Source organism: Paenibacillus sp. GL_099_B (assembly GCF_057835695.1).
Window position 1 is genome coordinate 6384814 of sequence record NZ_CM174430.1, and the last position, 18833, is coordinate 6403646.

Consider the following 18833-nt stretch of genomic DNA (forward strand, 5'->3'; position numbering starts at 1 on the left):
GCTATTTTTTATTAGGCTGCCTTGTAAACCGGCTTGCCGTCACTCATTAATTCCGCTTCAAGTGCAGACACAGCTGTGCTGTCGCCGCCGCCTGGGGATGACACGTTAACGATGCAGTCAAAATCTAATGTGGAGCCATCCGGAAATTCAATGCTGCACTTGCTCGAGCAATCCAATCCAGACTTCCATGCTGTGTTGGCAACATAATCATTACCCGGATCGCCTACATGGCGTTTGCCGTTGACCGTGATAGCAAAGCTTTTCCCGGTCATGAGCCTACGACCCCAGCCCTCCGTATCCATCGGTGTCCATTCCTCCACGTTGCCATCAATAGCAATACTGAAGGTTTCCAGATCCTTGATGATAACCATATCCGCAGCTGCACTCTCCCGACCTGCGGTACCAATTTTGAACGCGATATTAAAAACGGGAAATACCCCGCTAGTTACTGGTGCCATATCGATCCCTACCTTTCGTGATAAATGTGTACATCAATTACATACTCGAAAATCCCCTCTGAATCCGTTCCTACACTGATTGGCTGGGGCTGCGGCAAACGGAACATGATCACCCGTTTGCCACCCACCTCAACATTGGACACGCCAAAAAGCGCATCATAAACCTCCTGCGCCTTACGTTCTGCCGTATCGTGATTTTTGCCCCAATGAATCAGGATGGACACAGCCTTAATTTGATAGCCCGTTGCAGCTGCTCCACCGATGGCCATCCGAACAGGTGCGCCGGTGGTATTATACAAACCGATGCACTGTTCCTTTTTACCGTCAATCTTGCCGCTATACCAGGCTGGACAATCCACCTGCAGCTTCAACCACTCTCGAAACTCAGCAAGCGTCATTTGATCAGCCCCTTGGCTTGTTGTTTCAAGAATTTCCTGAAGGTTTCCTGAGCAAATTTTAATTTCTCTCCGGATTGATATTGCTCCAGCCACTTGCCACGAGCATTCGGGTTCTTATCCGTCCGGAAGTTATATTCCGGATGCCAGTACAGACGACGAGCATACGGCGTATCAAACACAATCTTAACCCTCTTCTCCGCCAGCTCCGAGTTATCCACGTGGGCGCTACGCTCCAGCTCACCGGATTGTTTAGGCACCACAGCCGAGGTTACCACATCTGTCTTGATCGCTTCGGCTGTCATCTCGAGCGCCTGTTTCTGTGCCTCCCCTAATCGCTGGATCGCTGCTTTATTTAGAGTGACCTTTGCATTCACTTTCATATCAGCTCAACTCCAACTCAGTCGAGAACACGCTGCCGTCCGGATTGCGTGGACGCTTGACTCTGTAAATTGTCTTCCGCTCTCCTGCCACATCAACCAGCCCTTCAAATGATTGACCTGGGCAAATATCCCCCTCAATGACAATCAAGCCTGAGAGCTGTACTAAACGTCGCTCAGCATCCATTACCTGGCGGCTTTTCTCATCGTAAAAACACTTGGCGTCATAGATGAGATCCTCCACAGGTTCGCCGTCCTCGGATGTTTCTGTCCGAAAGACTTTGACAGGCGTAACCTGGTTCCAACGCGGGAAAGGAAACTTCATCAACATAACCCCCTGTTGGCTAGTCCAGTTGGTGCCAATAAATCAATGACAGCTTCAGTCGTCTGGGTGCCGCCTGCGCCTGTAGCCGCCTTAAAGGTCATGCTAGTGCTGCCTGCACTGTACCCAGCAATAGGCATCGTTAAGTAATCACCGTACTTGGCTACAAAGTCCGCTTGCTGACACACAGCCTTAACCACATTGGTACGCTGAAAAGGCGTGAGGTTGTCAAACCCCCACGCCGTGATACGGTTATAAGTCATGCGATCGATCTGATCCGAAGCCCGTTCAAGAGCCTTGTCCATCTGCTCTGGTGTAATCAGACCGTCACCATACCGATCATAGTCATCTGCAGTAGCATATGCCATGTTTTCACCTACTTCGCTGTTTTGGTGCTTTTAGGTGCTGGTTTTTCTGCAGGCTTATCAGCTGCCTGATCTTCAGGCAGCTGAACTGCAGTTACGTCATCTGGCGGGTTGCCTGGAACTGCATCCGGATCTGGGTCAGGCTGGACTACGTGTTCCTGTTCGGGCTCCTTCTCCACCTCGTAGCCCTTTGATTCAAACCACTGCAGCAAATGAGGGTTGTCTGTTTCCCCTACTCCATTCGCAAAGGCAACACCTGCAGACAAACCCGTGTATTCCTTGTTGGGCGCAATTACTTTAGCCATCCTTATTCCTCCTCCTCTTCGGTTCCTTCACCAATTGGCTCCGGGTAACCAGGGTCAGCCCCATCTTGTAAGACGGTACCAACATGTTCAAATGAACGTACATGATCTAAGCCATCAGCATTGGGAGCCAGACCATCAACCAGCCTAGCCCCCTCGCTTTTACCGACAAAGTAGCCATTAACATATCCCTTTGCTAAATCGTCCTTGTACTCCATTAGGACACCTTGATTTTACGCATAACCCCAGCGGCTTTCGTCGCTTTCAGTGCTACCGCTGCTACCATCTCGACTTCACCTGTCTTCACTGCTCCGGATGTCGTGTAATCTGGCAACCACGTTTGTACTGGTGCTACGCCTGCCATAGATACACCGTGGAATCCATCCAGCCCCAAACGAGGAATGTAAATGCTTGTCTCTCCACCCGCATTTGTCCCAACTACAGGCGCATTTGACCCTGACTTTGCTCCAAGATCGATCAACGGAATCTCGTTATACTTCTCAACTTGATTACCGAATTCGTCTCTTGTATTGGTATACGCTCCAGATCGGCGGGCAACGGCCCGGATCTTCGCAATCATCTTCAGGTTACCCATGATCGCGGAAGGTGGTCCGTCCAAACCCATCAGGAATTCATCCAATTGATCCAGGAATACCTTGTAGTTAGCGTCAACTGCCGCTGAGGTAGATAGGTCGATTACTTCAGTAGGCACGTACTCTGTGCTGGAACCTGTTAAGGCTTTGTCCAGACCATCAAAAGCCAAAGCATCAACCGCGGAATCACCGTTAATAACGGTATCGTTGAACAGTGCCTGTGCTGCTTTAACTTTCTGAGCCATTTGCAACGTAACCTCGCTCACGATACCGCCCATACTAGCGATAACACGGTCGATTTCGAATGTACCCCCGAACACTTTCAAGTCTACCGTGTAGCGTTGTTTAGCTACTTCGTGCGCTTTGTACTCGGTATTCACGGCACGGAACTGAGCGGTAGGCTGTGTGATCTGACGAGTGTAACCGTAGGTTAAGGTCGCGCCGCCACCCGTTGGGGAAACCGCATCATCAAAAGTGAGGTTGTCCAAGAGAAAGTTACTCTTCCGGAATTCGTCAATTACTCCAAGTGTGATTGCATCCTGTACGTTTTTCTTTGCTTCTGCCAATGTTACTGCCATTCAAATCATCTCCTATTCTATTTTGTAAAGTGTGCAGCGATTGCATCTCCCAGAGAGAGTTGGCCACCAGCAGGTGGTTCTGTTTTACCCGCTCCTACTCTAATGCCTGGTTGCTGCTGTTGTTGCTGGCCCTGCCCTTCTTCAGGCTTGAACAAATAAGCATCGGATGTCTTCAATCCTGTCAGCTGCTCATCCAAACCTACAATATTTCCGTCATCCCCAAGAACCAGCTTTGCCTTGTCGATCAGACCTGTGACGACCTTCTCGTTATGCACCTTACCTGTTAGAGCTGCCGCGATAGCATTGTTAATCTTGACTTCCTTCAGATCGGATTCGTATTGAGTCTTGGCTGTCTGATTCTCGGTTTTCAGCGTCTCGATCTGTTGCTTCAGATCCTCAGAAAGTCCCGCCGTTTTACCTAGATCCTCGATCTGCTTGTCGCGGTCTGAAACATCCTTCTCGGCCTGCTTCTTCGCATTGACAACCTCGTCATGCTTGTCTTTCGGAATGAAATGCTTCGGCAACTCCTTGTCTGCATCGCTAATAATCTTATCGATTGCAGCATCATCAAGCCCCGCCGCCTTCAAAAGTGCTTTAAGCCAATCCATCAATATCGCCTCCATAGATTTTTTATAGCTACTCTCCAGCTACGGGAGTTGGTCGATATCCTCCGACCGATGAGCAAAGGCCCTGGCAGTCTCAGCCAGAGCCTAATTCCCTGCGCTTGTCACGGCGCAATTCCTCGTTATCTATAAGCAGCTGCTTCATACGACCCTGCCATTCCTGCACTTTCGCGCCGTACTTGGCTTGATTAGATGTATCCAGGCTCCCTGCTTGCAACCTCTTATACTGTCTGATATGCCGCTCGATGTAGCGCTGCTTTTGCTCGGCATCATAGTTCCGCTCTGCTTTCACATCGTCGGACGGATCTGGCAAGCGGGAGATCCCAGGGAAAAACGTAGCAAGCGTATGCCGACAGTTCGGATGAAACGCCCCTTCCTGCATGGCATAGGACAAGAGCAAATAACCTGTATCCCTTGATAACCTCTCGGCTTGATCCTTGCTAATAGAGGTGTACACATCGTCGATCAAGACAGTGCCCTGATACGGCATGCACCAGGGAGAGCAATTGTCATGTGCCGACATCACAACGGTATAAATACCCCACTCATCCCGCTTCTTCCCTTCACCCAAGAAGGTAGCGCGCTGACTGACAGTGCGTAGTGCCATCTCAGCATACGAAGCGATATTCACACGCCGCCCATCTGAATACGTGACACAATCGATCCCTTTGCTCAGGAACTCCTTTGTCGCCATGTCTACTGCCTGGTCAATGGTCTTAACTCCTGCAGTAACATAATGACTGGTACGATAGACAACCTGGCGGTACACATCGTCCATCTTGCGATGGATCGCGCCTTCGGTACTTCTTAGATCCTTCTGTATACCCTCCTGCAGCGCATCAAGCTTGCGTTCGTTAAGCGCAAAAAAGCCCCTCTCCTGTTGTGGAGGTGGCATTTCAAAATAGTTCTTTACTGGACCCGGAATCAATGGCTTGATGTTCTCCGGGATTACAAAATGTGCATCGGCTGATTCCTTACGTAGACCAAACGGCTTCAATACCCAGTTGACCACACGTGACCAAACCGATTCTTGCCGCTTAATCCCCACCTGGTAGCTATCCTTAACAACTTCACCAGCTAACTGCTCAGCCTCCTTCAGAGCGGACTGAATCAGCTTACGGTTATCCTTACGGTAGCTCGACAAAGCACGAAGCTTGGCCGCCTGCCACATCTCCCAGCGGAATCCCTCATCCATTTCATTGTCCCTGTGACGTGATAGGTTACGCTTGAGACTGGCGATCAGCCCCGTGGTCATGTCCTCAAAGATGCTGCGCAGATCATACGGATCTTTGGGCATTAAGCATCATCCTCTGGTTGATCGTCCTTGTTTGGCGGTTCTGTATCAGGTGGATCGTCCGGATCTCTGACCTCTGGCTCATTCATACCGATTCCCTGTTCAGCCTTCAGGCGCTGAATCTCCTCAGCCTTCTGCTCATCCGTCCAGGTATCGCCGTACATCTCTTCAACCGCACGTTCAATAGACATGACTCCAAACGTCCGGGCCTTGCCCACTGTCTCAACAACCTGGTCAAAGCTCGGGCTGGCATACTCGCCAAAGGTGACGGACGCTTGGTATTTACCCGGATTCCGACTGAGGTTATTGTCATGTACCTTCAGCACAACGGACACTAGCTCCGGAATGACTTCGTTCAGGCGTTCAATGATCTTGCCACGGGTGTACAGCGTAGCCTTCTCTTTCTCACGCTGCGCCTCGGCATTGTCCAACTTCTTCAGATCGATGCCAAGCGTTGACGGCGATACAATCCCCTGCAAGCACATGTCCAGTGCAGACGCATAAGAGGATACGAACGCTTCATAGAGGATTGCCGGTTGCACCAGGGAAATCTGATCCTTGGTATCCTCGGCCATTGTCCTACCAGCCGCAATAAAGTCCATATCAAATGGATTCGGCTTAATGGGCATTCCGTTATTCGGATCGCGGGGAAGCAAGTCTTCCGGGATGTACTTCTGCACTCTCCCTGACCGAATTGCATCCCACCACTGGCTGATAACCTCGTCCAAAGCGTCAAAGCTATCTGCCTTGCTCTCATAAATGGACTTGCCACGATCAGGCCACTTCGATGATTTGAAAACAGACAGCGGCACTCCCCAAATAAAGTCGCCCGTAAATGTCGTTTCATCCAAGCCAGCCAATTCAGGCACCATAGCCAAGGGGACCTCTTTCCCGTCCGCACTCAGCAGCTTATAGGTGATCTTCCCTTTGCCAAACGTCTCTTCGAGCTGGTAATCCTTATCGTTATAACGGTACTCCGTATAATAGATGATCTCCTGGAGCCTGCCCCGTTCTCGTCTATACCGAACCTTATCCCCTGCGTAAAACTCAATAATCGGGTACGGGGTAATGTCGGTATCCAGTGTTACCTTGAACGCCCCATCCCCCTCTACCAGCGCTTCAATTAGGCTGCTACCCAACAGTTCATCAAAGTTGTTATCCTTGGCGATTTCCTCCCACAGCTTCGTCTGATCAGGTGTCTTCAGCTCGATCTGGTCCATATCCGAAACCACGATATCAGACAGGCGCTCCACGATCATAGCCGGTAACCCTGAATGGATCTTCCGGATATGTCGGTTCTCACTCGGTACCGCTGCCCAGAATCGGGAACGGCTCACGTTATCTGTGACCGACTGCTTATAGAACTGCTCCAGCTCGGACGGATCTCCACGATACCAGAGCCGGTTACGCAGGACACTGGTCCGATAGCTGAACGGTTCACGAATGATGAATGACTTGTTCTCCGGTGCTGGTTGAATCCTCAATATCTTCATGACCATATTCTGAAACCACCCCATTTCTATACCTCCAATCTGCGCTTGAACGGCTGCACGGAATATTCACTACTATCCAAGCAGTCCACTGGGTAACTCCCGTCATCGGTCCGTACCCATTCGCCCTTTTGGCGCTCCTTCTCATCCCATGTCGCATTCTCTAGGGCTTCCTGCCACTGCTTCAGATGGGCCATCACCTTGTATCTGCCCTGGTTGATCAGAATAGTTGTGAGCCGGATCCGGTCAACGATGCCCTCTTTCTTGTAAGCAGGCACAACCGGAATGTGTATCCCCCGCCGCCTTAACTCATTAGCTAGCGCCTGCCGGAACAACTTGTCAGCAGATTCAGCAAAGATATGAGCGCATGACAAAAAGGCCGGATAGGTTTCCGACCACTCCACAATCCTATTTACGATCTCTTTGGCATATCGATCATGCGTATATCCCGTGTTGTTGCCTTGCTTATGGTAATAGCCATCAAGCAGCATTACCTTTTCATGGCGTGGTGTAAATCCCGTTAACGTGGCGACCGTGGCGTCTGTACCCCCGATATCAATACCAATCGAAAACTCTATGAATCGTTCGGCACGTACCTGCTCCCGGTTAATAATGACATCCTTGACAGTGTAGCCCGTGTAGATCCGACCTGTTGCTGCAGTCCGTTCCCCTTTAATCTCCGACTTGTACCATAGACTGGTCTTATCATAGGTTACCAGCAGTGCCTTCAGCCGATCATCAGGGATGCTCAGATTGTCGAACACAGTAAAGTGTGCATAATTGTATCCCTGATTCTCTCCGCGCTGTAACAGCTCGTCTTGAAAGTCCAAGATGTCACGGTAAAACCAATGGGCTGGGGGCTTAGGGTTAAGGTCAAAGAACAGCTGTCGCTTTGTAGATGCCAGGGTCCGGTCAAATACTTCCTTAACAAAGGATGGGTGGCACTCGTTGACCTCCGTCACATAGGCCGTCCCGTAGGAGTTACCCTTGATCAGTGCGGCATTATTTGCCTTACCACCACCCGCAATAATGACGATCTTCTCGCCCGTCTTGGTCTGGATAAAGAGTGCTGCACGGTCCTTGTACTCACCTTCTCGGCAACGTCCCTTGAATAACCATTGTAATCCGAACCCGTTTGAGTCTATGGCGTTCATCTTTGCGGCTGCCATGCTCACGCCAGCAACAAGGTGGAGCTTGTCCGGATGAACCTCCAAGCACATAGCATAGGCAATCAGGTTAATGATGTTCTTGCCGGCACGCTTCCCACCCTCAGCAACATTAAGCCATGAATCCTGACAATTCCGGATATACTCCGCTTGCTTTTGATTAAACGGTGCATAAGGGATCAATCCTGTATCAGTCATCATCGATCACCCTTGCCGGCACTGGATTATTGATCAGATCGGCCAGGGCCGTGATCTGTTTGTTCATGTCCACCTTATTATTCTCAGGAACCTTAGTTCGAAGAACCGCAATCCGTGCCCGTTGCTCTTCCGTTGCATTGCTGTTTGGTAGCATGTCCTCATATTGCTTAATAAGACTCTGAAACGTTGACATTGCCCGACTCTGTGCATTAAGGAAGGTAGCTTGACGATCCCAAGCGAACTGAAATTCATATTCTTGCTCAGTGACCATCTGTTCAAGGTTCGGCTCCTCTTTGGTGCCTGTGTTATGGACTTCGAACTTCTGCTTTTTGATCTCTTTTATTATCTCGCTCTTGCCAGTAACATGCATGATCTGCTGTGCTTGCAAGATGGCAGCGTACTGGATAGTAATCTGATCCCAAAGCATATCCAGGGGGGAACGCGTCTCGATCTGCTCCATGATCTCTAATGTACCTTCGGGGAAGAACTTCCGGAAGAAGCCATGGGTAACTGCCTTATCATTGCCGTATGGCCCACCATGACCACCACGATTCCCCTTAGCATTCTTGTTACCTTTAGGCGCTCCGTGACCAGCTGCATTCCTGCTGCCTTTTGGGGGGCCACCTCTTCGCCGCTTGGATGCATCCGAATCAGAAGATGCGTCTTTGCTAGAATTGGATGCATCCTTGGTCCATCCCTCGCGCTGCTTCCGGCTCTTCATCGTCGGATACTTGATATCGTGTTTAGCAGCCAAGTTGGTTAAGGATATATCTGTCGTTTCAAACTCTCTACGGATCTCTGCCCATTCCATAATCTACATTTCACCACCCCCGAATGTTATTTAAGTTGGTTTTGTTCCAACCCCGTGCATCGTACGCAATCACACGACCACTCAGCCAATGTTCTCCGCTCTTTAAATGGATGAACCCTGCAAACGGACATTCTCACCTAATGAAGCTTAAAACGGCTCACATTCCGTAATATGAGAGCAAAAGAAAAAGCCGCCCATGAGGCGACTGACTTCTTATTTCTCCGACTTCTCCAAACGCCCTACTGAATATCCATTAACAGAATTGATTTTACCTCTCCAGAGACCTAGCTTATATTCATTGTTTCCTGATATAAGGGTAGCCTCTCTAATATGGATAAATTCAACTGAATATTCCTCTGACTGAATTGCTTGATAATCTTCGGCATAATCACCAAACAACCCAATATAATGTTCGCTCCCTTCGCCTTTTCCTTTGAAACTCTCTGCTGTTTTTTCAAAGTATTCCTTGCCTGAAGCCAAGATTCCCGTAACAAGACTGCCACCAATAGTTAATGTTATAGCTGTAGACAGTCCCATATTAGCGAATCTTACTAATGTCTCCAATGTGTGATCCTTGTCGAAAGGAGCTAATATAGTCTCTTTAGCAGTTTCAGTAGTTTCAGTAGTTTCAGCTGATTCGCTCATCCCTTTCACACCTCCCCTAACACTATAACTACGTGCTAGGTATATTTTACCTCTTTTGGGCATATTGGTCTACTACAGAACTGCTTCACTCCATCCCATCTGCCCCATACACAACCTTTGCATTTCTCCGGCTGTTTGTTGGGGCGAATGCGTATCTTCTTACGTCTTCTGCTGCTGATCACTTCAATTCCTCCAATAAAAAAGCCGATCCAGTGAAGGAACGACTTTGGCTGTTATATGTACAATAATGGCTAATCAAAATACGTTTATGGTGTATAAAATGACGCTTTTGGCGATTCGTGTGACGCTTTTAAAAGATTGGCGTCCGTACCGTCCGCAGCAAAAACGCTGCGCTCTTTGCTTTAAATGCATACGTACTATGTAACTATAGAGGAAGAACAAGACCATTTTACTGAAGCTACCAAAACCTGGTCAAGAACAGGAATGCGGGTGAAACTTGAACATAACGAATCAACACGCTGTTTCCTCTGATTTCCTCACTATTTCACCATTAGAAAAGGCGAGAAGAGGAACGCCCCAGTCATATGCCGCTTTTGCGGCTGTGCGTTTCATTCTCGCCTGATTTCCACAATCTCATAGTACCACGGTAAAACCTTCAGGTGGTCTTCAACATAACCCGAAATATCCCGGTTCGTCATCAGAATTCCCTTGCCACCACTTCGAAAAAACCCATAAGCTTCAGTGTATTGGCAATCGTTTGAATGCCCTCATCGATACGACGGTCTACCGTACTATGAGCCACGCCACGACGCATGAACATAATTGTTTCTTTTCTGCTGTATCCCTGCAGGAACCGAATATCAATTGCTTCCTTAACCTCATCATCAAGAATCTGGTTGTGGGCTCTGAGAATCATGACAGTAAAGAGTTTATACTGTCCATAAATCCATTTCTGTTTATCCATCAGAATTACAGCATTGGCTGTTTTATCTGCATGTAAATCCTCTTGATCGATCCGGCGGGCTGCTTCCCCATCAATAGCAACCTGGGCCATCTCTTTCTCAAAGATTTCAAAGTCACTCATGAACAATTGCATAGCTTTAAATTTACCCAGATAGTATTCCATTTGTTTAACTTCTTGCTTCGTTGCTTTTGCAAAGAGCTCCCCTTGACCCCATACCATCGCCATTCCCCTCAATCCCCTTTATGTTATAATGTCAAGAGGATTGAATTTACTATTTGAATTGACCCCCGGCCCGGCCAAGGATTTGGGGGTCTTTTCGTTATTCTGGGATGACCTTACTGCAAAATTGCATCCACTCCGCTTCACAATCATCTGAAGTCCAACCGCTTACCAATTCTTCCGGATAACCGTATCGGAGAAGCAATGCTCTATAATCTCTATCCAAACCTACCACTCACCTCCTCGCTTGTAATACTTCTGGCTACCGTTGCGCTGTTGTGGAGCCGTAACACTCTTTACTCCCTTCTTGGGAGGCTCCGGGGGATATTCAGCACCAATTGCTTTCAGGTGTTCCGCTATTCGCTCCTGTGTCCACACTTCCGACTTTACTTTCTGATAGTCTGTCATGAAATCACCCTCCCTAATTACTGCTTTGTACTTGTGACCCAAGCGAAGCCTCTATATCTCTCTTCTATTAAGTAAGCACGTCCACGCGGTACAAGATTGTTTGGCTCAACCCTCAAGACTCCGGAATCCGTCTGAATACAATCATGACCAGCAATCTCGGTCCCTGCTGCAACGACCATTTTAATCTTATCAATGCGACATCCTGATTGGATCAGCGGATTTAAAGCGCGGTCAATCAACTGAATTGCCTTTGGAGATATCGCCATGTCCTAATCCTCCTAATGAATGATTGCCGGGATCTCCTCTGGTACCGGAGCAACCCAGATCGGATCCCAACTCAGTTCGAAAGTCAGCCCTGCCTCGGCTCTCGCAGCAGCCAACAGAATGACGTTGCCCATTTCCTCCTGGGCATCGGGTGGTACGGCGTTTCCGATGTACTCCCGTGCCTTTGCATCCGAGCAATCAACCAGTTGGAACGGTCGTCCGTCCGGAAGGTGCGTTGCGAAACTCTGAATCATAGCCAGCTCATACGTGGTGAGCGGTCGGTGCCAAGTACCATCAGGGGCAATAATCATCCAAACCCCTTGTTCTTTATCAGAAGGTATCCTTGGATCTGCAACTGCTGCAGCGCCGGCATGAACATCCATACTTCCAGTCACTGTTTTAGCTGTTGTATTCCAGTCTTGAACACCCATCGTATCTGCGCGCGGGCCGTTCTTAATCCGAGGGTCAGCAATGAGCTGCGCACCGTTTTGCACGTCCGTTGATCCTGTTACCGTTGCTGCAGGCCCATCCGTAGATTGCATACGGAACTGGTCGGTGTATCGCCCTGGTCTATCCGGTACCCGTGGATCTGACACGCTGCCAGCAGACTGCATAATGCGGTTTGCTGAGCGAACCGTTTTGGCTGTAGCGTCCCAGTCCTGCACTCCATAGCTATCTGGATGCAGTTTGGTGTTAACCCGCGGATCAGCGACTGCAATGGCTCCTGATCCAAAGCGGGTACCCGTCACGCATGGAGCTGGTTCATCTGCAGGAACAATCCGGTACACTCCTGGATGTCGCCCTTCCCTGTTGGTGAGGTTAGGGTCGGAGATATTGGTCGCTCCCTGATTTGGTCCAGCAGCGCCGGTAATGCACGTCGCTGGGTCTTCGCTGAGCTGAACGCGGAACAGATTCGTTTTTCCATCCCCATTGATCTGCAGACGCGGATCGGATATTGCAGTTACCCCATTGCTTCGTCCAGGTCCTGCCGTACTGGTGACTGCTCTGCTAGGCTTATCCCAGTCGGCCACCTCGTAAGCGCCACGGCGTGGCTCGTGAACCACTCGAAGATTTTCCCAATCCACCTTATTCAGATCACGCCAGTCGCCACCTGCAGGAATGAGAGCCAACCGCATCCACGTTTTCCACCAAAGCTGCGGAAGCTTATGCAACGGACCGCCCGCAACGATGTCTCCCGGTTCTGGTAGGTCGGCCAGCACATTACCAATAGAACGCAATGACTTTTTAAACGGATAGTAAATGACGTTCGGCATCTGCGCCTCGTGTCTGGCCAGAATGAGGAAACGCACACGGTTTTGACCAAGCCCACCGATTTCCCCAAGGTTATGATCCGGACGAATGCTTACCGCATACCCATGTTTTCTAAGAAGCTTCTTGATCTTGGCCAGAAGTGGTTTTCCTCTACTGGTGATCCGCGGCACGTTCTCCAACTGGATGACTGCCGGTACCGATCCGCCATATTCAAGGCATGCCCGCAACGTAAGTTCCAGTCCATGAACCGTTAAATAGTTGAGAGCTTGGTATTTATCGGATGCAGCTTTACTTGCTGGCAGAAGTCCGCTCAGTCCTTTACATGGAGGGCTAAGGAACAAGAAAAACGGGACTTGCTCCTTGAATGCCTGCCATACGTCCCAAGCTGTAACCTCTTGCCAATCCTTTGGTGGCTCGTGCCCATGCCAAGCTTCGTATTGCCATCGTTCGAATAAGTCCATGCAGACTGATGTTTCCTCGCCAGTGATCAGATCGTGATTGCGACAGGCCACCGGATCGGAATCAATCGCACACAGAACCTTGAACTTGTACAGCTTGCCGCCATACTCAGCTTGGCTACGCATAGCGCCCGCTGTGGCTCCACCGACTCCAGCAAACAGGAAGGCGGACGTTTTGTACTCAACGTTGTTAAGCAATGCTCCCATGTGATCTCTCCTTCTTTAGCGTGGAACCCGCTTGATCCGAACCCGCATACCTTCCAACGGTGTTTTGGTCCCTCGCATGCAATAGTCACCATCTTTATGATCGATGTGGGAATGTACCCAACGTCGACCGTAGTCTTCATCATTGTCCAAATACTCCAATTGACTGCCAGAGTAGAACGAATGATGTCCAAAGCCGTATCTCCCATCGGATTGTTTATAAAGCACACCCTCGTCGTCGACTTCAGTAAACGTGCGTTTAATCAACTGCTCCCCATTTTTCAGATCGTTGGAAATCCGATAGAACATGACCCGCAGATACTGTTCTTCCGGAATATTGTGACCATAGTGTTCAGTCCATTCTTCTTCAGCGTCATGGATCATACGAGTCACTTTTTCAATGCCAGGAAGCAACTTCTCCAGTTCAGCTTTGATTTGATTTTTCATTGATTTGCTCATATTTATCGCCCTTTCGTGTTCAATTTGAGATCATATGTTCCGTTTAACGCATGCAGCTGGTCACCCCGGCCAACGATCGACCGGGGGGTGCTGCTATATGAATGATGCTCAGACTGCTACGCCATCCTGCATCATTTTAGTGACGCGCTTTTTGTAGGCGTTGAACTTGGAGCTTATCTGCGAACTTGGAATGTTCATTTCTTTTGAGATTTCCAACCATGTCTTGCCCTCTACCTTCCGTTGCTGAAGGAGTGCAGGGAAATCAGCAGGACCATCAGCGAACTTGATATCATCAAAGATTGGCCGTTGATTGAGGATGAACAGCTCAAGTTCTTCCTTACCGATCTCAGCAGGGGCACTATCTTTTTCACCTGCAGGCGGATCTTGCTTCTCTTCCTGCTGTTGATCTGCTGGCTGCTCATCACCTTGCGATTCCTCGGAAGAGAAGTCCATTTCCTTCGATCCGGATTGGTCATCCCCACCTTCCTTCATCCAGTCCGGAATATCATCGTTATCACCGTATGGATCATTTGGATCGGTACCTGGATCTTCACCATCTGTTGGCGTAACAGTAGACTGTTCGTTCTCATTCTCCGATTCTTGCACATCTCCGGTCGGCTCCTGTGGCTGAATCGGTTCGCCATTTGGACCAAACATCTGAGCTTGGTTCTCGTCCTGCTCGGGTTCATCTCCTGGCTTTTCAATCTTAGTAACTACACCAGACTGATCAGTGGTCACGCGGTGGCCATTCCATTTGCGGTACATATCATCACGTTCTTCGTCATCGAAATCAAATGCGGCTTGCGGATCTCCCAGAATGACGTGAATCTCTTTGTTCAAGCAGCCTGTCAGGAATTGAAGGTTTTGCTGCGCCACCTTGTGAGGAATTGTCAGCTTCAGCTCAACATCCTTATCACCGAATACAATTTTCTTGTCCGTCGTTGCCATAAATTTTGCGAAATCATTTGCCATGATCATTCATCTCCTCGAATTTTATGATTTTGATAAGTCCTTGATTTTCACTTCGATACGCGGTCGGGAACTGTATCGCTTCTGAGCAAACACTTCAACCACTTGACTGTCATCCTTCCAGACGATTCCTTTAAGTGCATCCTTTACGCCTTTCAGGTAATTGTCCACGTCTGGCTTGCTGACTGGCCGGATCTCCCCGACCTCAGCCAATGCTGCTTTCTTCTTGCTGAAGGATTTAGGAATTGACCTGTACACTGTCAGCATCATTCCGAGCGGCCCTTCCAACAATGCACTGGGTGCATGTTCGGCGGCAGCCAGTCGGACATAATCCTTGTAATCCTTCGATTTCTCAGGGTCGTACATTCTCACGAACCCGCCTTGCGTGGAAGCCCGGGGTCGCCCCTGCGCCACCGGTTCCCCATATACCGTGAAAGTGATCATGTGCGCCGCCGTCCTTTCATAGTTTCCTTACGCCGCTGCCTTGCTGGCAACATGTCCCGCTTAATGACAAACACCTCAGCCAGTTTGCGGCCATCGTCACCGCGTACGGTGTAACTCAGATGTGTCTGATGGTGCGGATCAATCAGCTTTCGCATGCTGCACCTCCAGTTCCGACAATTGCATCAAACTCAGCGATCCCTTCATGGAGCTCAGTTTGATCAATCCCCGCGAATTCCGCCTGCAGCTCGTCCTGATCAGGAACTTGTCCCGTGTTCATGAATCGATGCCTCATGTACTCTGACACGGACCATCTGGTATAAGGACTGCCCATCATGCTCCCCGCCGAATAGTTCTTGGCTTACCTGAGAAGCGATGAACAATGACCATTTGTTCTGGCAAATCCCTTTCAACCAACCAGTTCTCTGCATTCAAGCCATTAGCCTTAATCTCAATTTTCTGCCGTTTTGTAGGCCGTTTCCCTTGCTTCATGGCCATTCCTCCTTATGCCCATTGGCGTTGTTCTATATCGTTTGGTTGTGGCGGTTTAGGCCCGAATGAATCGTTATGAGTGCGTTGATAATTCACAAATTTATTAAATTGTTTCAGGAAGACCAGCTCCACAGTACCGACAGGACCATTCCGCTGCTTCCCTATGATGATTTCAATGATGTTTTTCTTCTCCGAATCCTGGTTGTAGTAGTCGTCCCGGTACAAGAACGATACGATGTCGGCATCTTGCTCGATGGAACCCGATTCGCGAAGATCACTCATCATCGGACGTTTGTCCTGACGTTGTTCTACTGCCCGGCTGAGCTGGGAGAGGGCAACAATAGGAGCATCCATTTCTTTGGCTAATTGTTTCAATGTCCGAGAGATAAGGGAAACTTCCTGCTGCCGGTTCTCGCCAGCTTTAGAACGTCCGGTCACCTCAATCAGCTGCAGGTAATCGATGACGATCAGCCCAAGACCCTTTTCCTTTTTGAGTCTGCGGCATTTGGAACAAATGTCTTGAACCGTTATGCCCGGTGAATCATCGATGAAAATATTAGTTGCACCCAATGTGCCAACCGCATCTGCCAGGGTTGTCCAGTCTTGATCCATCAAATCCCCGCTCTTCATCACACTGGCATTCAAGTTACCTTCTGCACTGACCATCCGCTGCACCAACTGACCCGCGGACATCTCCAAACTGAAAATCGCTACAGTCTCATCCGTTTTAATCGCCACGTTCTGCGCGAGGTTGAGCGCAAAAGCAGTCTTCCCGACCGAAGGGCGCGCTGCAACGATAATGAGATCCGTCTTTTGTAGACCGCCCGTAATGCCGTCAAGGTCAGCGAAACCAGTCTGCAAGCCAGTGACAATTCCATTTTTCAAATTGGTTGCTTTGGTTTCGGTGGTTTCTACAAATTCGACCAGCACCGTTTGAATCGGCTTGAAGTCTTGTTCAGGTGCCGCTCTGTCTGCTAATTTCGCGTTAGTTTGATGAGCACTAGCCAAAAGTTTTGGAACCTCAGTCCCTGCCGCAGCTTGTTGAATCTGCAGCATGCTTGTCCGGATGAAATCCCGACGAATCGCGGTATCTTTCAGCTGATGGATGTACTGATTATAGTGATCAACGCTGGACGCCTTTGGAACTGAACCTGCCAATTCGGAAAGATAAGTTACACCGCCAATATCATCTAGCTCACCCTTGTCTTTGAGTCTCCCGACCACTGTTACCAAATCAACAGGTTCCTGATTCTCTGCCAGTTCCACGAGTGATTGAAAAATCAAGCGATGCTTTGCGCTGAAGAATTCATCTGAATCAAGTTTAGTGGCAATTTCTTCAGCCATTTCGACATCGATAAGTGCCGCACCCAATATGGCTTGTTCGGTCTCAATGTTTTGTGGCAGATCAATCCCTGGTAGTACGAAGTTTTGCAAGTAAACCATCCTTCCATCCTGCGGGGGGCAGTGTTGCCTTTGCCCGGTTAGCTTCTCGTTGATCTAGGTACGCTCTGGTTGCCTCCAGCTCCCGTTCTCTCGTAGCCTGATCAGCAGCAAAACCTCGTATCTCAGAGATCTTGGGGTAAAAACTGTTTGTCTCGATGTGCCGTTCAACGTTTTGTACAGCCGTATCAAAAGGGAAATCTTTCAGCGCCTTGAGATGGCGATCCACGTTCTCGTCACTGTCATCAAAATTCGGATATTCATCGGTTATCACGACAAACAACCTAAGGACATCAGCTCTTTCCACGGGCTTCCTCCTCTCTCAGTCTCTGCTTTAGATTCTCTCTCTTTTGCTGTTGACGGTTTAACCTGCGCGGCTGAGTGGCCGCTGTCTCTTGTGTGTTTGGAACCAAAACAGGTTTAAATGGCTGCTGTTCCGGTGCTTGATGAATTTTCCAAGCTTCCTCGATGCCTTCGACGTAGTATAAAAAACTCTTGGGAAGCTTGAAGCTGTTTCCCTCACGAATGCGTTTTGCCTGAAGCAGGCTTGCCATAGTTTGGATGGTAAAAGGGCTAGGCGTACCTCCGGCGACCATCTTACCCATGGCTAAACGTTCTTTTGGAGAAACGTTAAAATCCAATTTGTTATGCATCTCGCAATAAGCATTTAATATTTCAATCATTCCACCGTCTCCGGATGGAACAGGATTCAATATGTCATCCCATGAATCTTCACTAGTAGTAGTTGTAGTAGTAATAGTAGTAATATCTTTTAGATCGGACAGTTTTGTCCGATCACTACCCGAATTAGCTGTGTGATCGGACATTTCTGTCTGATCACTTGGCGACTGATCGGACAATATTGTCTTATCACGGTGATTATGATCGGACATATTTGTCTTATCACTTTCGACTGATCGGACATATTTGTCTGATCTCTTTTTGGAGTTTCGAACCTTCAGGATCAACCCTCTTGGTGCCCTGGTCACGTTGATGTAATGATGCTGTTCTAATGCATCCAGCCAACGACTGACGGTTTTGTCATTGACTCCGAAATAACCGGCTATCTCAGACAGCTTCATTGGCTTGCCGCCGAGGACAATGCCCCAGACAGTTTCCTCCTCCTCAATCTCCTTCGTAGTTGAACTGATGCACCAGAGGAAAAGCCATATCGCGTTGCCTATGTTCTTGTAGTGGTCTGGCTCCAAGATGCCGGAGTAGATCGGAAACGGGTAACTGCCTTCTGGCATGCCGTTCATCCCCTGTAACTAATTATTTTGTATCAGCCTTGTTAGCCAATCCTTTGCGTACTTGTTCTTGCACTCTTTCCCATGCTTCAGCGTAGATCGTATCCGGGTCATCGCCGGTTTCCAAATGCACTGTTACATTCGCCTCTACCTTCAGGCTTTGATAATTGCCCAAGTTCTTAGTGAAAGTTGCCCCAACAGATAGTTCTTTCACTTTTGCCATCCTCACTGCCCCCTTCTGTCTTCTAAAAACACATGTGGGTATTTAACCTTACGCACCATCCAGTCCGGGTAACCTCGTTGGAAGTAAGCGATAGTTTCCTTCTGAAATGCCGCCTTATCCGTGTCATACAACCGCCAGATCCGTTCGCCCATCATACTGCGAAGGACAGGCTTGCCTGACAGATCGTTCATA

At 49.0% G+C, this 18833-nt stretch carries 30 protein-coding genes; all 30 read right to left on the reverse strand.

The features are described 5' to 3' along the window. Positions 1 to 11 precede the first annotated feature (11 nt). Positions 12 to 458 (reverse strand): phage tail tube protein, encoded by a 447-nt coding sequence (locus tag AC3ITG_RS29090; RefSeq protein ID WP_489252077.1) that lies wholly within the window; start codon positions 456 to 458, stop codon positions 12 to 14. A gap of 8 nt (positions 459 to 466) precedes the next feature. Beyond that, positions 467 to 856 carry a minor capsid protein gene (locus tag AC3ITG_RS29095; protein ID WP_489252078.1) on the reverse strand — a complete coding sequence of 130 codons (390 nt, stop codon included), beginning with the start codon at positions 854 to 856 and terminating at the stop codon, positions 467 to 469. Continuing rightward, positions 853 to 1236 (reverse strand): hypothetical protein, encoded by a 384-nt coding sequence (locus AC3ITG_RS29100; protein ID WP_489252079.1) that lies wholly within the window; start codon positions 1234 to 1236, stop codon positions 853 to 855. The genes AC3ITG_RS29095 and AC3ITG_RS29100 overlap by 4 nt, the downstream gene beginning before the upstream one ends. A gap of 1 nt (position 1237) precedes the next feature. Beyond that, a complete protein-coding gene (locus AC3ITG_RS29105) occupies positions 1238 to 1558 on the reverse strand; it encodes a hypothetical protein (protein ID WP_489252080.1) in 321 nt (106 codons plus the stop codon). Further along, the gene (locus AC3ITG_RS29110) at positions 1558 to 1923 is read right to left on the reverse strand and encodes a head-tail connector protein (protein ID WP_489252081.1); all 366 of its coding nucleotides are present in this window, start codon (positions 1921 to 1923) and stop codon (positions 1558 to 1560) included. Before AC3ITG_RS29110 ends, AC3ITG_RS29105 begins: the two co-directional genes overlap by 1 nt. A gap of 8 nt (positions 1924 to 1931) precedes the next feature. Beyond that, on the reverse strand, positions 1932 to 2225 hold the full coding sequence (locus AC3ITG_RS29115; RefSeq protein ID WP_489252082.1) for a hypothetical protein: 294 nt from the start codon (positions 2223 to 2225) through the stop codon (positions 1932 to 1934). A 2-nt stretch (positions 2226 to 2227) separates the two neighbouring features. Next, positions 2228 to 2440: a hypothetical protein gene (locus AC3ITG_RS29120; protein WP_489252083.1), complete on the reverse strand. Its 213-nt coding sequence runs from the start codon at positions 2438 to 2440 to the stop codon at positions 2228 to 2230. Further along, positions 2440 to 3393, reverse strand: a complete 954-nt coding sequence (locus AC3ITG_RS29125; RefSeq protein WP_489252084.1) for a major capsid protein — start codon at positions 3391 to 3393, stop codon at positions 2440 to 2442. The genes AC3ITG_RS29120 and AC3ITG_RS29125 overlap by 1 nt, the downstream gene beginning before the upstream one ends. 17 nt (positions 3394 to 3410) lie before the next feature. Then, positions 3411 to 4001, reverse strand: a complete 591-nt coding sequence (locus AC3ITG_RS29130) for a phage scaffolding protein (protein ID WP_489252085.1) — start codon at positions 3999 to 4001, stop codon at positions 3411 to 3413. Between the two features lie 91 nt (positions 4002 to 4092). Further along, positions 4093 to 5313, reverse strand: a complete 1221-nt coding sequence (locus AC3ITG_RS29135; protein ID WP_489252086.1) for a phage minor capsid protein — start codon at positions 5311 to 5313, stop codon at positions 4093 to 4095. Next, positions 5313 to 6827: a capsid protein gene (locus tag AC3ITG_RS29140; protein WP_489252087.1), complete on the reverse strand. Its 1515-nt coding sequence runs from the start codon at positions 6825 to 6827 to the stop codon at positions 5313 to 5315. Before AC3ITG_RS29140 ends, AC3ITG_RS29135 begins: the two co-directional genes overlap by 1 nt. 2 nt (positions 6828 to 6829) lie before the next feature. Continuing rightward, positions 6830 to 8167, reverse strand: a complete 1338-nt coding sequence (locus AC3ITG_RS29145; protein ID WP_489252088.1) for a phage terminase large subunit — start codon at positions 8165 to 8167, stop codon at positions 6830 to 6832. Next, positions 8157 to 8975, reverse strand: coding sequence for a phage terminase small subunit (gene terS / locus AC3ITG_RS29150; RefSeq protein ID WP_489252089.1), 819 nt, complete (start codon positions 8973 to 8975; stop codon positions 8157 to 8159). The genes AC3ITG_RS29145 and terS overlap by 11 nt, the downstream gene beginning before the upstream one ends. Before the next feature lie 213 nt (positions 8976 to 9188). After that, positions 9189 to 9620, reverse strand: coding sequence for a hypothetical protein (locus AC3ITG_RS29155; RefSeq protein WP_489252090.1), 432 nt, complete (start codon positions 9618 to 9620; stop codon positions 9189 to 9191). 658 nt (positions 9621 to 10278) lie between these two features. Then, positions 10279 to 10770: a hypothetical protein gene (locus AC3ITG_RS29160; protein WP_489252091.1), complete on the reverse strand. Its 492-nt coding sequence runs from the start codon at positions 10768 to 10770 to the stop codon at positions 10279 to 10281. 94 nt (positions 10771 to 10864) lie between these two features. Continuing rightward, entirely contained in the window at positions 10865 to 10990 is a 126-nt protein-coding gene (locus AC3ITG_RS29165) for a hypothetical protein (protein ID WP_489252092.1), read from the reverse strand. A gap of 2 nt (positions 10991 to 10992) precedes the next feature. Beyond that, a complete protein-coding gene (locus AC3ITG_RS29170) occupies positions 10993 to 11172 on the reverse strand; it encodes a hypothetical protein (protein ID WP_063564847.1) in 180 nt (59 codons plus the stop codon). Positions 11173 to 11189: 17 nt separating this feature from the next. Next, positions 11190 to 11438 carry a hypothetical protein gene (locus AC3ITG_RS29175; RefSeq protein WP_489252093.1) on the reverse strand — a complete coding sequence of 83 codons (249 nt, stop codon included), beginning with the start codon at positions 11436 to 11438 and terminating at the stop codon, positions 11190 to 11192. 12 nt (positions 11439 to 11450) lie between these two features. Further along, entirely contained in the window at positions 11451 to 13373 is a 1923-nt protein-coding gene (locus tag AC3ITG_RS29180) for a DNA cytosine methyltransferase (RefSeq protein ID WP_489252094.1), read from the reverse strand. 15 nt (positions 13374 to 13388) lie between these two features. Beyond that, on the reverse strand, positions 13389 to 13829 hold the full coding sequence (locus AC3ITG_RS29185; protein ID WP_489252095.1) for a DUF5348 domain-containing protein: 441 nt from the start codon (positions 13827 to 13829) through the stop codon (positions 13389 to 13391). Positions 13830 to 13937: 108 nt separating this feature from the next. Then, entirely contained in the window at positions 13938 to 14801 is an 864-nt protein-coding gene (locus tag AC3ITG_RS29190; RefSeq protein WP_489252096.1) for a hypothetical protein, read from the reverse strand. Positions 14802 to 14822: 21 nt separating this feature from the next. Next, complete coding sequence (locus AC3ITG_RS29195; protein ID WP_489252097.1) at positions 14823 to 15242, reverse strand: RusA family crossover junction endodeoxyribonuclease; 420 nt, start codon at positions 15240 to 15242, stop codon at positions 14823 to 14825. Beyond that, entirely contained in the window at positions 15239 to 15397 is a 159-nt protein-coding gene (locus tag AC3ITG_RS29200) for a hypothetical protein (protein WP_489252098.1), read from the reverse strand. Before AC3ITG_RS29200 ends, AC3ITG_RS29195 begins: the two co-directional genes overlap by 4 nt. Then, positions 15385 to 15519 carry a hypothetical protein gene (locus AC3ITG_RS29205; protein WP_275078626.1) on the reverse strand — a complete coding sequence of 45 codons (135 nt, stop codon included), beginning with the start codon at positions 15517 to 15519 and terminating at the stop codon, positions 15385 to 15387. The genes AC3ITG_RS29200 and AC3ITG_RS29205 overlap by 13 nt, the downstream gene beginning before the upstream one ends. Positions 15520 to 15572: 53 nt before the next feature. After that, positions 15573 to 15731 carry a DUF6906 family protein gene (locus AC3ITG_RS29210; RefSeq protein WP_489252099.1) on the reverse strand — a complete coding sequence of 53 codons (159 nt, stop codon included), beginning with the start codon at positions 15729 to 15731 and terminating at the stop codon, positions 15573 to 15575. A 12-nt stretch (positions 15732 to 15743) separates the two neighbouring features. Further along, entirely contained in the window at positions 15744 to 17165 is a 1422-nt protein-coding gene (gene dnaB / locus AC3ITG_RS29215; protein WP_489252100.1) for a replicative DNA helicase, read from the reverse strand. After that, complete coding sequence (locus tag AC3ITG_RS29220; RefSeq protein WP_489252101.1) at positions 17137 to 17478, reverse strand: replicative helicase loader/inhibitor; 342 nt, start codon at positions 17476 to 17478, stop codon at positions 17137 to 17139. Before AC3ITG_RS29220 ends, dnaB begins: the two co-directional genes overlap by 29 nt. Beyond that, positions 17465 to 18421 (reverse strand): hypothetical protein, encoded by a 957-nt coding sequence (locus AC3ITG_RS29225; RefSeq protein WP_489252102.1) that lies wholly within the window; start codon positions 18419 to 18421, stop codon positions 17465 to 17467. Before AC3ITG_RS29225 ends, AC3ITG_RS29220 begins: the two co-directional genes overlap by 14 nt. 22 nt (positions 18422 to 18443) lie before the next feature. Beyond that, a complete protein-coding gene (locus tag AC3ITG_RS29230) occupies positions 18444 to 18641 on the reverse strand; it encodes a hypothetical protein (RefSeq protein WP_489252103.1) in 198 nt (65 codons plus the stop codon). Positions 18642 to 18643: 2 nt separating this feature from the next. Further along, positions 18644 to 18832 (reverse strand): hypothetical protein, encoded by a 189-nt coding sequence (locus AC3ITG_RS29235; RefSeq protein WP_489252104.1) that lies wholly within the window; start codon positions 18830 to 18832, stop codon positions 18644 to 18646. Position 18833: the final 1 nt, after the last annotated feature.